The 13,519-nt window shown below is 45.0% G+C and carries 13 protein-coding genes; 12 read left to right on the top strand and 1 reads right to left on the bottom strand.

The genetic code is table 11. The annotated features are described in order from the left end of the window. Positions 1 to 60: 60 nt before the first annotated feature. The 12 genes from IPJ70_01305 to IPJ70_01250 all read left to right on the top strand — a co-directional run bounded on the left by IPJ70_01305 (position 61) and on the right by IPJ70_01250 (position 11,673). Positions 61 to 1,113, top strand: coding sequence for a rod shape-determining protein (locus IPJ70_01305; GenBank protein ID QQR82917.1), 1,053 nt, complete (start codon positions 61 to 63; stop codon positions 1,111 to 1,113). Continuing rightward, positions 1,091 to 1,876 (top strand): hypothetical protein, encoded by a 786-nt coding sequence (locus IPJ70_01300; protein ID QQR82730.1) that lies wholly within the window; start codon positions 1,091 to 1,093, stop codon positions 1,874 to 1,876. The genes IPJ70_01305 and IPJ70_01300 overlap by 23 nt, the downstream gene beginning before the upstream one ends. A gap of 2 nt (positions 1,877 to 1,878) precedes the next feature. After that, positions 1,879 to 2,142, top strand: a complete 264-nt coding sequence (locus IPJ70_01295) for a hypothetical protein (protein QQR82729.1) — start codon at positions 1,879 to 1,881, stop codon at positions 2,140 to 2,142. Then, on the top strand, positions 2,123 to 3,856 hold the full coding sequence (locus tag IPJ70_01290; protein QQR82728.1) for a hypothetical protein: 1,734 nt from the start codon (positions 2,123 to 2,125) through the stop codon (positions 3,854 to 3,856). The genes IPJ70_01295 and IPJ70_01290 overlap by 20 nt, the downstream gene beginning before the upstream one ends. Positions 3,857 to 3,927: 71 nt before the next feature. After that, a complete protein-coding gene (gene greA / locus IPJ70_01285; protein QQR82727.1) occupies positions 3,928 to 4,398 on the top strand; it encodes a transcription elongation factor GreA in 471 nt (156 codons plus the stop codon). A gap of 66 nt (positions 4,399 to 4,464) precedes the next feature. After that, positions 4,465 to 5,922: a lysine--tRNA ligase gene (locus IPJ70_01280; protein QQR82726.1), complete on the top strand. Its 1,458-nt coding sequence runs from the start codon at positions 4,465 to 4,467 to the stop codon at positions 5,920 to 5,922. A gap of 108 nt (positions 5,923 to 6,030) precedes the next feature. Further along, positions 6,031 to 6,618 (top strand): hypothetical protein, encoded by a 588-nt coding sequence (locus tag IPJ70_01275; GenBank protein QQR82725.1) that lies wholly within the window; start codon positions 6,031 to 6,033, stop codon positions 6,616 to 6,618. Between the two features lie 226 nt (positions 6,619 to 6,844). Then, positions 6,845 to 7,279 (top strand): division/cell wall cluster transcriptional repressor MraZ, encoded by a 435-nt coding sequence (mraZ, locus tag IPJ70_01270; GenBank protein QQR82916.1) that lies wholly within the window; start codon positions 6,845 to 6,847, stop codon positions 7,277 to 7,279. Positions 7,280 to 7,364: 85 nt separating this feature from the next. Beyond that, positions 7,365 to 8,246, top strand: a complete 882-nt coding sequence (rsmH, locus tag IPJ70_01265; GenBank protein ID QQR82724.1) for a 16S rRNA (cytosine(1402)-N(4))-methyltransferase RsmH — start codon at positions 7,365 to 7,367, stop codon at positions 8,244 to 8,246. A gap of 81 nt (positions 8,247 to 8,327) precedes the next feature. Further along, complete coding sequence (locus tag IPJ70_01260; protein QQR82723.1) at positions 8,328 to 8,648, top strand: hypothetical protein; 321 nt, start codon at positions 8,328 to 8,330, stop codon at positions 8,646 to 8,648. 7 nt (positions 8,649 to 8,655) lie between these two features. Beyond that, the gene (locus IPJ70_01255) at positions 8,656 to 10,374 is read left to right on the top strand and encodes a penicillin-binding protein 2 (GenBank protein QQR82722.1); all 1,719 of its coding nucleotides are present in this window, start codon (positions 8,656 to 8,658) and stop codon (positions 10,372 to 10,374) included. A gap of 18 nt (positions 10,375 to 10,392) precedes the next feature. Next, on the top strand, positions 10,393 to 11,673 hold the full coding sequence (locus tag IPJ70_01250) for a UDP-N-acetylmuramoyl-tripeptide--D-alanyl-D-alanine ligase (protein QQR82721.1): 1,281 nt from the start codon (positions 10,393 to 10,395) through the stop codon (positions 11,671 to 11,673). Positions 11,674 to 11,757: 84 nt separating this feature from the next. Here IPJ70_01250 and IPJ70_01245 read toward each other — a convergent pair whose 3' ends face one another. After that, complete coding sequence (locus IPJ70_01245; protein ID QQR82720.1) at positions 11,758 to 13,260, bottom strand: PhoH family protein; 1,503 nt, start codon at positions 13,258 to 13,260, stop codon at positions 11,758 to 11,760. Between the last annotated feature and the right edge of the window lie 259 nt (positions 13,261 to 13,519).

Here is a 13,519-nt window from a genome sequence, read left to right as displayed (position 1 = left end):
ATTCATTTTGAACAAGAGGGATGCGCGTATATACTACGTGTACATCATATGTGGGAAAAACTGAAAAAACAGTTTGGTAGTCTTATGTCCGATGATATCGGTATTGATCTTGGAACCGCAAATACACTTGTGTATGTTCGTGGTAAAGGGATTATTATTAACGAACCAACCGTTGTTGCAGTGAATCAAAAAACAGGACAAGTCGTTGCTGTTGGAATGGAAGCAAAGCGAATGCTTGGCCGAACTCCTGAGCACATTAGTGCGGTACGTCCACTTGTTGACGGCGTTATTTCTGATTTTGAAGTTACAGAAGAATTTCTCGCACATCTTATTCGTCGTGCGCAACACGGAAAGAGAAAATTATTTGGACCACGAGTTGTTGTTGGTGTTCCGTATGGTACGACAAACGTTGAACGTCGTGCGGTGCGAGATGCTGCGCTGAATGCCGGTGCTCGTGAGGTGCACATTGTTGAACAGCCGATGGCTGCGGCAATTGGCATTCGACTTCCTGTTGAAGATGCAAGTGGAAGTATGATTGTTGATATTGGTGGGGGAACGACTGACATCACCGTCATCTCTCTCAATGGTGTGGTGAATGGAAAAAATACAAAAATAGGAGGAGATCGACTTAATAGTGATATTGCATCGTATATTCGTGATGAATTTAAAATTCTTATTGGCGAACGAACCGCGGAGGATCTCAAAATTCAGGCTGGGTCCATTATTCCAGGGTTGACCCCTATTGAAGTGACTGTTCGCGGGCGTGATTTGGTAACAGGATTACCACGAGAAGTAATTGTCACCGATTCTGATGTTCGTGAGGCAATAGCGCCATCTATCGACATGCTCGTTGAGGCAATAAAAGAAGTACTTGAAACGACTCCTCCAGAAATTTTGTCAGATGTGATGCGTCGAGGAATGTATCTCGTTGGTGGCGGGGCGCTCATTCGTGGGTTCGATGTCTTTTTGTGTGAATGGCTTAAAATTCCTGTGTATGTTGCTGATGATCCGCTCACCTCAGTTGCGCGAGGTACGGGTGTAGTTCTTGAAGATTTAATTCGATTTAAAGAAATTATTATTGATGAAGAACATGCACTTCCCCCGACCATATAAACGAAAAACAAATACGTCACTCGTTGTCTCCGTGGTGGCGTGTGTTGTGCTTATTGGTATCGTGAGTGTGCAGCCATCATTCATGACGCGCATGATGCTGTTCATAGCGTCTCCATTTCATAGTGCACGTGAAAATGTTTCAGCAAATGCAGAATCTTTTTTGGGAGGTTTTTCATCACGGAGTGCACTTGTTGAAGAAAATAAAAAACTTTCGGAAGAACTTGTTCGTGCAAAGATAAAGGCGGATTTGTATGATTCACTTCGACAGGAGTACATGGGCGCATCTGCGGGTACTGCATCGAGTTCGCAATCTATTCGTGCGCGTATTCTTGAAATGCCCCCATTCTCTCTCTATGACACCCTACTTATTAACATGGGTTCTGAACAAGGTGTTTCGGTCGGGGACAAGGTCTCTTTTGATGAGACGGTTGCATTAGGTGTTGTTGATAGCGTTTCGAAAAATGTCTCGCGTGTTCGATTGTTCTCGTCTCCTGGGTATGAGCAAGAAGTTCGTGTTGGAACGAATGACTTTTTGGTACTTGCTCGTGGGCAGGGTGGTGGTGTGTTTGAGATTTCTATTCCAAAAGAAACCATCGTTGCCCGAAATGATAAAGTGCTCCTTTCCAGTGGTGAACTCGTTGGTGTTATAAAAAAAATAACACAGAGCGATGCTGAAGCATTTATCATACTGGATGTTGTAATGCCACAAAATATTTTTGAATTGCGAACTGTTGTTGTGCATTTTCAAAAAACGTTTGAATAGATATGGACCGTATTGCATTCGTCGCTGGCATTTTTCTTATAGCACTCCTGTTTCCATGGTGGGTATTTGTTGGTGCAACTGCAATTGTTTCATTTCGGTATCGTCTCTTTTTTGAAGGGGTCGTTATTGCGGGGTTGTATGACATACTCTACGCAACACACACACTTTTTGGGATACGGTTCTTTGTAACAGCACTTGCCGTCGTGGTATGTTTTGGAGTGTTCTTTATTCGTCGGTATATTCGCTATGATGCTTTTTCGTCGTAAAAAAGGTATTCCCGTCTATGATATTAGTCCCGATGAAATATTTTTAGACGCACGGAATAGTCCTCAGTTCAATAAGGATCAATTTGAAGGAAAAATTGAAAAACCGATATCACGACGGGCACTTTTTTTGTTTAGTTCGGTTCTCGTATTTCTTGGTGTGTTTATTGTTGGGCGAGTATTCTTTTTACAAATCGTATCTGGTGATATGTACGCATCGCGTGCTGAATCAAATCGACTCGCACAAACAGTCATTTTCTCTCAACGCGGGCCTATTTATGACAGAATTGGCAACGTTCTTGCGTGGAATGAATCTCAACAGGGGACTTCGACCGCAACAACAAGCGCAGAACTTGATGAGACGTTCTCGTTTCGAAAATACGACCCACACCCAGGGCTATCACACATTCTTGGCTACGTTCGATATCCTAAAATGGATTCCAACGGATATTATATTCAAAATGCAATCACTGGAGTCGAGGGCCTTGAAGAGATGTACGACACACTTCTTGCTGGTGAACAGGGGCGTACGATTATTGAACGTGACGCCTTGGGAAATAGAGTTGCTGAGTCGACTATTACAAAACCGCGAGATGGGGAGCCACTACATCTCACGATTGATAGTCGTATACAAAAAGCGTTGTATGACTATGCGCATGATTTGATGGATGAAAAAGGATTTTCTGGAGGTGCCGGCGTCATCATGGATGTGACGAATGGCGATATTATTGCAATTATGAGTATTCCTGGATTTGATCCAAACGTTTTGTCTGATGGATCTGACAGAAAAACGATTGCGGCATATAACGCTGACACACAAAATCCATTTCTTAATCGAGCTATTAGTGGACGATACACCCCAGGTTCAATTATTAAACCATTCGTTGCTGTAGGGGCGCTTGCTGAAAAAATAATTTCTCCAGAAAAACAAATTTTTAGTGATGGTGCACTGCGTGTTCCTAATCCATACAATCCTGACAAGCCAACGGTATTTAAAGATTGGAAAGCACACGGATGGGTTGATATGCGCCAAGCTATTGCGGTTTCTTCAAACGTATATTTTATGACCATTGGAGGGGGATTTGGTGGTCAAAAAGGATTGGGGATTGAAAATATTGGAAAGTATACACGCATGTTTGGTATAGGTTCAAAAACAGGCATTGATATTTCAGGTGAAGTCGATGGGCTCATTCCAAGTATTGAATGGAAACAAAAGAATTTTCCTAATGATCCGTGGCGACTTGGTGATACGTACAACACGAGCATTGGTCAGTATGGATTTCAAGTGACACCACTACAGATGGTTCGTGCTGTTGCGGCAATTGCCAACGATGGTTTGCGTGTTGTTCCGCACTTGCGTAGCGATACAGAAGCAACACCTGTCGACACTATTCCTATTTCAAATGAGGTGCTCACTGTTGTGCGTGAAGGAATGCGTCGGTGCGCCCTGGAAGGAACCGCAAAAGCACTCAACGTGTCGTATGCAGAATTTGCGGGTAAGACGGGAACTGCAGAACTCGGTGTTTCGAAAGAACGCGTGAACTCGTGGATTGAAGGATTTTGGCCATACGCATCTCCAAAATATGCCTTTGTGATGGTTATGGAACACGGTCCAGTAACAAACTTGGTTGGTTCAGCGTCGGTGATGCGAAAGCTATTTGATTGGATGCACGTGAACACTCCTGAGTACTTTGATGCAGGACGCGAGGGCAACTAAGGACACTTGTTTTTGGGCTCCAAAACAGGTAGAATAGCCCATCGTACTGCACAGTCGGTACGCATATACTTATGGGTGACGAAAAACAATACGTAACAAAAGAAAAACATGATGAGCTCAAACAGGAGCTTGATTTTTTAATTACTACTAAACGAAATGAAACAGCTCAGCAGTTGGAGTACGCGCGCTCTCTCGGAGATCTATCTGAAAACGCAGAATATCAACAAGCACGCCAAATGCAGGGACAAATAGAATCACGCATTAAATATCTCGTCGGCCTTTTAAAGTCAGCAGAAATTATAAAAAAGCATCACAGTAATACTGTTGAAGTTGGTTCATCGGTTACTATCCAGAAAAAAGGTGATACAGAAAAGAAGGAACTTCTTGTTGTTGGTTCGGAAGAGGCGGATACGTCGGCTGGTCGTATTTCGTTTCAGTCACCACTTGGTCGTGCCCTTGTTGGTAAGGAAAAAGGAGAAACATTTACCTTCGCGACGCCTTCGGGAAAAAACATTGAATACACAGTGGTCTCTATCGACTAGGGTGCATGTATCGTGTAACATGTAACACGAAGCACTGATTACTACACGTTACGTGCTACATGACTTATGTCCCTAGAAGATATTCGAAATGATCGGCTTAAAAAGCTTCACCTTTTGGAGGAAAAGGGTATTTCTGCGTATCCTGCGGTCTCAGGACGCACCACAACTATTGGTGATGTTCTAAATGATTTTGATGCAAAAGCAGATGGAGTTTCAGTTACTGTTGCGGGGCGTGTGATGGCAGTTCGTGAACATGGAGAAATGATGTTCGCAGATATTTTTGACGGCACAGGAAAGATCCAGGGATATTTTAAACACGAAGGACTTGGTGATGCGTTTACACTTTTTGTAGATACCGTTGATGTTGGTGACTTTGTTGATCTCTCTGGTGTTCCAACAAAAACAAAACGAGGCGAGCCAAGCGTGCTCGTGTCCTCGTGGGCAATGCTTTCAAAATCACTCCGATCACTTCCTGAGAAGTGGGTTGGTATTACTGATTCAGAAGAGCGACTCCGTCGTCGGTATTTAGATATTCTGACAAATGAAACTGCACGGCAGGTTGTTGAAAAACGCTCGATTTTTTGGAATGCAATGCGTTCATTTTACCTCGAGCACGGATACACAGAGGTAGAGACACCTGTTCTTGAGACAGTCACCGGAGGGGCAGAAGCTCGTCCTTTTGTGACACATCACAACGCGTTGGATATCGATGTATTTCTACGTATCTCATGTGGAGAGTTGTGGCAAAAAAAGTTGATGGTTGCTGGTATTCCGAAAACATTTGAGATTGGACGTATTTTTCGCAATGAGGGAATGTCTGCGGAGCACTTGCAAGACTATACACAACTTGAAAGTTACGAAGCATACGCTGATTACGAAACAGGGATGCGTATGGTACAGGAACTGTATCGAACAGTAGCAGAAAAAACATTTGGTACCACGCAGTTTACGATTGGAGAATTTAACATTGATTTGAATAGTGAGTGGCCGCGCATTCACTTCTGCGACGTTATCCAAAAAGAATATGGTATTGATCCACGAACTGTTTCTGAAGCAGATGCTATCGCGCTCTACAAAAAAACAAACCCACACATGCCTGTTCCTGAATCCAAAGAGCGCGCCGTTGATGGACTTTGGAAAAATATTCGTAAAACAATAAGTGGACCGGCATTTCTTATTGGTGTTCCTGTATACCTTGAACCTCTTGCGAAACGCTCACGAAATGACAATGCAACAGTTGAGCGATTCCAAGTTATTCTTGCTGGTTCTGAAATGGGGAAGGGATTTAGTGAACTCAATGACCCTGTGGATCAACGAGAACGATTTCTTCATCAACAGTCATTGCGTGATAAAGGTGATGAAGAAGCACAGATGGCAGACATGGAATATGTTGAAGCAATGGAGTACGGCATGCCACCAACATTTGGTTTTGGAGTCTCTGAACGACTCTTTAGTTTTCTTATGAATTTGAATGTTCGCGAAGGCCAAATTTTTCCACTCATGCGTCCGCGTAACGAACAGTAGAGGTATTGACAAATACTTAATATCTGCTATACTTATACCAGAATCTGAAGGGGAATAACTCTTCAGTAAAACAGGTCGTCTAAAGCGACCAGAAATGGAACTAGGGTAATGACTCTAGGTGAGATTGCTGGGTTGCTTGCGGTAGTCTTTGGGATCCTCGGATCTTGGGGGCTCTGGAAGCAAAACCGCCTCATCTGGGGCGGTAAGTCGGCAAAGTCAGTCTCGGGGACGTGGGTTATCACATTCCTCGCAATGTTCACTGCATTTTTGATTTACGGAACGAAGCAGAGCAGTGTGCCGATGATGTTCCAAGGGTGGCTTCGTGTGGCCTTCTCGCTTCCTGTGTCGATTGGGTTCGTCAAGTATGGAAGGGTCGAGAGGGAGCACATCGCTCTTGGGTGTATCTACCTGTTGGGGCTTGCGACCATGGTGTCGGGAATTCTCGCGCCGACACTCTTCGTGGTCTTCTCGACTCTTGGGATCTTGGCATCGTTTGTCCAGGCGTGGACAATAAGGAAGAACCGATCTCGAGGGGCGGTTGCAGTTGAACTGCAAATGATCTACCTGGCCGCAGTCGTTGCTTGGTTGGTGTACGGGTTCGTCCGCAAGGACATTCCTTTGATGCTCGTTTCGACGGGTTTCATTGGCTCGTACTCATCCACTGTCATCATGTGGTTCAGGTATCCACAGAAATAGAGAAATTGCTCTTTCAAGAAAGGAGGTCAAAAAAAACAAGAGGCTGCCCACAATGCAGCCTCTTTTCGCATTCCAAAAAGTGGATAACTGTGTTTGCATGTGGGGCAGAATGTCATACAATACTATTTATGTGGGACAAAGTGGGAAACTGACCACATCCAGTTTCTTACCCTGTCTTTTTAAAAACGCACCGGATGTGGCGTTACTCTCATCATTTATTTCAATCATGCTTATCGGCGAATACATTCACACACTGGACGACAAGAAGCGACTTTCGCTTCCTGTGAAGTTTCGTCAGGAGCTTGGAAAAAAATTAGTGATTACGAGAGGACTCGAAGGATGTTTGTTTATTTACTCAAGCAAAGAGTGGCAGAACATTTCACAACGACTTGGTGAGCTCGGTATGGGTCAAGCAAGTATGCGAGGGTTCACACGATTTATGCTCTCTGGTGCAGTTGAGGTTGATGTTGATGGCGCTGGTCGCATGCTCATTCCCGACTTTTTGAAAGACTTCGCTGATTTGAAAAACAAGGTCGTGGTAACAGGTGTGCAGACACGAGCGGAGATTTGGAATGAAAAAGCGTGGGATGCATACAAGCACCGCATTGAGAAAGAAGCAGATATGCTTGCTGAACATCTCGGTGGAATTGGAGCCCTATGATGAGCTTAAGTAGCTGTATTAGCTTCGCTAGCTTGAGGTTCCAAAGCTTAATGAAGCTAGCACGGCTAACGAAGCTAGAGAAGCTATGACCCACGTTCCTGTTCTTTTACAACACGTGATTGAAGGATTAAACCTGCCAAAAGGTGCGACGGTAGTTGATGCAACTGTTGGTGGTGCCGGATACACGAAAGCATTATGTGACGCAGTTGGTCCAACCGGTGTGGTTGTCGGATTGGATCAAGATGAAGGTGCACTTGCGCGAGCGAAAGAAACACTTGCAGACGTACCGTGCACACTTCATTTAGTTCATGCAAACTTTCGTGATGTGGATGAGGCACTTGCAACACTTGGTATTTCAGAAGTTGATGGTATCGCATTTGACCTTGGATTGAGTTCCACACAACTTGAAGAGTCAGGGAGAGGATTCAGTTTTATGCGAGATGAACCACTCCTCATGACCTTTCGAGAAAAGCAGGACGCAGAACACTTCACCGCACGAGATATTGTGAACTCATGGAAAGAAGATGAAATCGCGAATGTACTCACTGGCTACGCAGAAGAACGAAACGCCAAAAAAATTGCTAAAGCAATTGTTGAAGCGAGACGAAAGGCTCCGATTGAGACAACGACGCAATTAGTTGAAGTCATTACGACAGCACTCGGATACAAAGGTGGACCAATTCATCCAGCAACGAGAACATTCCAAGCACTTCGTATCGCAGTGAATGATGAACTAGGGGCGCTCGACGAAGGTTTAGCTAAAGGGTATGAGGTTTTAAAGAAGGGAGGACGAATGGCAGTGGTAAGTTTTCATAGTTTAGAGGATAGAAAAGTAAAAGAATTTTTTAAAGAAAAAGAGAAAGAGGGAAGTACACGAATTACTAAGAAGCCTATTCCCCCAGGTTTTGACGAAGTACGGCGAAATCCACGATCACGTAGTGCAAAGTTGAGAATACTAGAGAAATAAGCATCAATAACCAAGCATCACATTCCAAACAAAAGAACCAAATATCTAATATCTAATATCTAATATCTAATATCTACACACATGGTTCGCGACCTCTTCCAACTGAATACGCTCTACAAGAAAGCAATCGTTACATTAAGTATGACGCTGTGTAGTGTTCTTGTGATGTATGGAGTATTGGCAGTACAGACGTATGCGCGTGCTGTTGATCAAGATATTCTGAAACAGCAGGTGGCTGATACCGCAGCTTCAGTGAGTACGCTTGAGCATGACTATATGCGTCGTATGGATTTATTGACGTTGGATGATGCACATATGCGAGGTTTTATTGATACAGACGTTTCGTTGTTTGTTTCTCGTCAAGATGCTCATACGTTGACTTTGCATGACCGTGCCTATTAGTAGTGACATGTTTCGTACACGAGGTCGTGTTCTTTTTGTTATGTTTTTTGTGCTTGCACTCGGGCTTGTATCTAAGCTCTACCTTGTGCAGGTAGTACACGGGGATTCGTTTCTTGAGCAGGCGGACCACCAGTATGCGCGTCCGAGTGGTGGACTTTTTGATCGGGGGGCAATTTTTTTCCAAGATAAAAATGGACAACGTGTTTCGGCAGCCACACTTGATTCAGGTTTCTCTCTCACTCTCAATCCGTCACACATTAGTAATGCACGTGATGCGTATGAAAAGATACGCGTAGTACTACCTACTTTGGATGAACAAGATTTTCTTTTGCGCGCAGAAAAGAAAAAAGATACTTATGAAGTAGTTGCTCATCGTCTTGACGCACAGGCAGCACATACTATAGACGCACTTGATATTAAAGGGGTAACACTTGAAAAAGAGCGCTGGCGTTTGTACCCAGGGGAAGAGCGCGCTGCGAACACAATTGGTTTTGTCGGTTTTGATGGAGACACGTTTGGTGGACAGTATGGCCTTGAACGTTTTTATGAGCGCGTGTTACAGAGGAATGATAAAAAATTATACAAAAATATCTTTGTCGAAATCTTTTCAACAGTAAAAGAAGTTGCTCGTACACAAAGTGATGAAGGTGAGGGCGATGTAGTGACTACGATTGAACCAACGGTGCAAGGATTTCTTGAAGATGTTCTTGCAAAAGTAAACAAAGAGCTTACTCCCAAAACAGTAGGAGGTATCATTATTGACCCGATGACGGGAGCGATTTATGCAATGGCAACATTGCCGACATTTAATCCAAATGATTTTTCTGGCATACAAGATCCGATGGTGTTTGGTAATCCAATGGTTGAAGGAACATTTGAGATGGGTTCTATTATGAAACCGCTTACTATGGCCGCAGGTTTGGATGCTGGAGTTGTGACACCAAATACGACGTACACCGATAATGGGTTTGTGAAGGCAAATGGTGCGACGGTATGGAACTATGACCTCAAAGGACGAGGACCAAATACGAATATGGTAAAGGTGTTGGGAAATTCACTCAACACAGGAATGGCGTTTGTCGTTTCACGTTTAGGGAATGAACGTTTTACTGAATACATGAAGGAATTTGGTTTGGAAAAAGAGACAGGTATTGATCTTCCGGGAGAAGTTGCCGGAAACTTGCGATCACTTGAAACATCTCGTGACTTGGAACACATTACTGCGGCATTTGGACAGGGAATTGCAGTGACGCCAATTGCAATGGTGCGCGCACTTTCCACTCTCGCGAATGGAGGCAAACTTATTTTTCCACATGTCGCTCAAGAAATTACCTACGACCTTGGTTTTTCAAAATCGATTGCATACCCCGAGGGGAAACAAGTGATACGTCCAGAAACAAGTGAAACAATCACGCGAATGTTAGTGCAAGTGGTTGATGAATATTTGTTGAACGGAACAGTTAAAAAAGATACCTACGCAATAGCGGCAAAGACAGGAACGGCACAAATTGCTAAAAAGGGTGCAAGTGGTTACTATGATGACCGGTACCTTCACTCGTTCTTTGGATACTTTCCTGCGTACCAGCCGAGGTTTCTCGTGTTTTTCTTTGCTGAGGAACCACATGGGACTAGCTTTGCCTCACAGACGTTTACGTTGCCGTTCATGGATACTGTTGATTTTCTTATTAACTATTATGAGGTTCCACCTGATAGACAACAACGCTAAATCACTAATAGTAACGGGATGAAATCATTTTTTAAAAAAATTGTTGTCGGAATTCTCACGCTTGAGGCTCGTTGTGTGTTGGCAAAATACGCACCGCGCATTATTGGTGTAACGGGAAGTGTTGGTAAAACATCAACGAAAGACGCCGTTGCACGCGTTGCGTCGCTTTTGGGCTCGGTGCGTGCGAGCGAAAAAAGTTATAACTCAGAACTGGGTATTCCGCTTACTGTTCTTGGGTGTGAAAGTGCGTGGGGAAGTGTTTCTGGATGGCTCAAGATTTTTTTTCACGGACTTGGACTCATTTGCTTTACACACACGTATCCAAAATGGCTTGTTCTTGAAATGGGGGTTGATCATCCAGGTGATATGGCACGTTCTGTTTCGTGGCTCCATATTGATTGTGTCATTATGACGCGCATTGGTTCAACACCTGTGCACGTTGAATTTTTTACTTCGCCTGAGGAAGTGTTTCAGGAGAAAAAGAAAATCATTGATGGATTGTCTTCTACAGGAACTCTTATTTTGTCATACGACGACGAGCGTGTTCGCAGTTTAAAGGATGGTTCAAAATTCAAAACACTGACGTATGGGCTCGACGAAAATGCGGATGTTCGTGGTGATTCGTACACAGTGCTGTATGATTCTGCGGGAACACCAACGGGGTGCACATTTCAAATACTACACGCAGGTAATATCGTTCCTCTTAACGTACGGGGTATTGTGGGTGAACATCTTATGTACCCATGTTTGGCAGCGTGTGCATTCGGACTTTCAAATGGACTCAATCTTGTTCATGTAACAGACGCGTTGCGTGATGTGGTGCTTCCCCCAGGGCGTATGCGTCTTCTTGAAGGGCTTCACGGGACAACGCTGATAGATGACACATACAATGCATCTCCAATTGCTGTGGAGAGTGCGTTACAAACACTACTAGAAATTCAAGGGAAACGAAAAATCGCCGTGTTGGGCGACATGATGGAATTAGGAGCATTTTCAGAAAAGGCACATGCAGACGTTGGTGCTCAGTGCGCGGGTATTGATGTGCTGGTAACAATTGGTAATCGTATGCGAGGTGCTGTGAATCGTGCGCGAGAAGTTGGTGTGGTACGAATTGAAAGTTTTGAGTCATCTCGAGATGCGGGTCTTTTCGTGAAAAGTATTTTGAAAGAAGGTGATGTGGTGTTGCTTAAAGGATCTCAATCAGTGCGTGTTGAGCGTGTGACGAAAGAACTTCTTGCACATCCCGATCAAGCAGATACACTCCTTGTTCGACAAGGGAGCGAGTGGAGTAAACGCTAACTGTCACTAAAATCTATATAAATAGAAAACAACCGCACAGGAGTGTGCGGTTGTGGTGTGTATGTACTAATCAAAGAACGAAAACTAGAGGTCGATGAACAACTCTGAAACGAGTGTGGCAAGACGCGAACGTTCGCCTTTCACCAGTTCAATGGCGGCAAACTCGGCATGTCCCCTCATTCGCTCGAGGGCCTTTGCAAGGCCACATGAAGAGGCGTCGAGTTTGGGGTCGTCGATTTGCGTGAGGTCGCCTGTCACCACAATCCGTGAACAATCACCTGCCCGTGTGAGGACTGCCTTGAGCTGGTGAGGAGTGAGGTTCTGCGCCTCGTCAACGATGATGAGGGCATTTGAGAATGTCGTTCCTCTCACGAACGTGAAAGGACGAACCGAGATAACTCCCGTTTCAAGAAGACGTGAGAGTTTCTCTCGCGGGTCCGGAGGCTGTTTGGAGCGCTTCAACTTCTTTACGTCTCCGTTGCTACCGTTACCGTTTCCAGTGTGCTTGTCCTCATGCCCATTGTTCTCGTTTTCTTCGTCGTTTCCGTTTTTGTCGGAATGGCGCGGGAACAGAAGGTCAAGGTTTGAGTAAATCGGAGTACCCCACGGAGCGAATTTCTCTCCGGAACTTCCGGGGAGGAATCCAAGCGGGGTTCCAATCTCAATCATGGGCCGGAAACAGATAATCCGGTTGATTTGCGCCTCGGGAATCGACAACAATTCGATTCCCGCCTTCAGCGCCATCAGCGTCTTACCCGTCCCAGCCTTTCCGATGAACAGATTGACGAGGAGCTCAGAACGCATGACAAGGTTGTAGGCGAAGAGTTGTTCCGCATTGCGCGGACTCACGCCTTTTCTTCCTTTGTCATTGTTCTTATGCACCACGACGATGCGTTCGCCGGGCACGTAGATTCCAAGGGCGTGTTTAGTGCCCTCGGGGTTGGTGAGGCGACAGCATGCGTTGACGTGGAGTCCAAATGGCAACTCCAAGCCGTCGATGGAGATGGACCGTTTCTGGTAGAGCTCGTCGATGAGCTCTGTCGGCACCTCGATATCCACAATACGTGGAGCAAGGCTTTGCGGTCGCTCGACTTTCCCGATGCGCAGGTCTTGGGCCTCAATCCCAGCCGCCCGCGCCTTTGAGCGAAGGGAAATATCCTTGGAAACGAGGATGACCATCTTTCGTTCGTCCAAAGATTTTTTCCCTTCGGCCTCGGTGAGGTTTCCGGCAACACGGAGGATAAAATCATCTCCCGAATTGCCTTGGTACTCTCGAGGGAGCTGGAAACTTCCTCCGTTTGCTCCCACGATGCGCATGCGACCTCCGCCATGTGTGGCGACTCCTTCGCACATGCTTTCCTTGGAGGGAAACGTGCTTTGGAGGATTCGAATCACCTCCCGAGCACTGTTTCCACGCATCGGGTCCAACTTCAAATTGTCGAGCTCGAGCAGGGCCACAATGGGAATCACGACTTCATGATTCTCAAAGGGGGACTGCAAGGGGTCAGCAATTTGTGGTGCGTACATCATGGAGCTCGTGTCTAGCACGAACTCCTTACTCGGGGTACTTCCGCCGTCTTCCGGCATAGGCGCTCCTTTTAGTTCTCGTTCTTTGATTGTAAAAGAACAAGGTAATTCCACTAGGATAGTACGCTGATTGCTAAAAAAGGCAATATTTGAAACAAAAAATACCCAACGGAGGATCCCGTTGGGTGGCGACTGAAGAACGTACTAATGGTTCATGATAGTGGGTGGCGTTTTACCTATCAGTATTTTATAACTAAAATCTATTTTGTCAAATAATCATTTGATTCAAGCTCTTTTTTCTTGTATTCTGGTCTGGGCG

The sequence above is a fragment of the Candidatus Campbellbacteria bacterium genome, assembly GCA_016699465.1.
Classification (GTDB): domain Bacteria; phylum Patescibacteriota; class Minisyncoccia; order Phycocordibacterales; family EsbW-18; genus EsbW-18.
This window is presented reverse-complemented; position numbering and strand designations above follow the sequence as displayed.

What these genes read in the sequence shown, in the direction of transcription:
- IPJ70_01300 (QQR82730.1), top strand. Translation starts at nt 1,091, where the DNA reads ATGCACTTCCCCCGACCATATAAACGAAAAACAAATACGTCACTCGTT.
- IPJ70_01295 (QQR82729.1), top strand. Translation starts at nt 1,879, where the DNA reads ATGGACCGTATTGCATTCGTCGCTGGCATTTTTCTTATAGCACTCCTG.
- IPJ70_01290 (QQR82728.1), top strand. Translation starts at nt 2,123, where the DNA reads ATGATGCTTTTTCGTCGTAAAAAAGGTATTCCCGTCTATGATATTAGT.
- greA (QQR82727.1), top strand. Translation starts at nt 3,928, where the DNA reads ATGGGTGACGAAAAACAATACGTAACAAAAGAAAAACATGATGAGCTC.
- IPJ70_01280 (QQR82726.1), top strand. Translation starts at nt 4,465, where the DNA reads ATGTCCCTAGAAGATATTCGAAATGATCGGCTTAAAAAGCTTCACCTT.
- IPJ70_01275 (QQR82725.1), top strand. Translation starts at nt 6,031, where the DNA reads ATGACTCTAGGTGAGATTGCTGGGTTGCTTGCGGTAGTCTTTGGGATC.
- mraZ (QQR82916.1), top strand. Translation starts at nt 6,845, where the DNA reads ATGCTTATCGGCGAATACATTCACACACTGGACGACAAGAAGCGACTT.
- rsmH (QQR82724.1), top strand. Translation starts at nt 7,365, where the DNA reads ATGACCCACGTTCCTGTTCTTTTACAACACGTGATTGAAGGATTAAAC.
- IPJ70_01260 (QQR82723.1), top strand. Translation starts at nt 8,328, where the DNA reads ATGGTTCGCGACCTCTTCCAACTGAATACGCTCTACAAGAAAGCAATC.
- IPJ70_01255 (QQR82722.1), top strand. Translation starts at nt 8,656, where the DNA reads ATGTTTCGTACACGAGGTCGTGTTCTTTTTGTTATGTTTTTTGTGCTT.
- IPJ70_01250 (QQR82721.1), top strand. Translation starts at nt 10,393, where the DNA reads ATGAAATCATTTTTTAAAAAAATTGTTGTCGGAATTCTCACGCTTGAG.
- IPJ70_01245 (QQR82720.1), bottom strand. Translation starts at nt 13,260, where the DNA reads ATGCCGGAAGACGGCGGAAGTACCCCGAGTAAGGAGTTCGTGCTAGAC.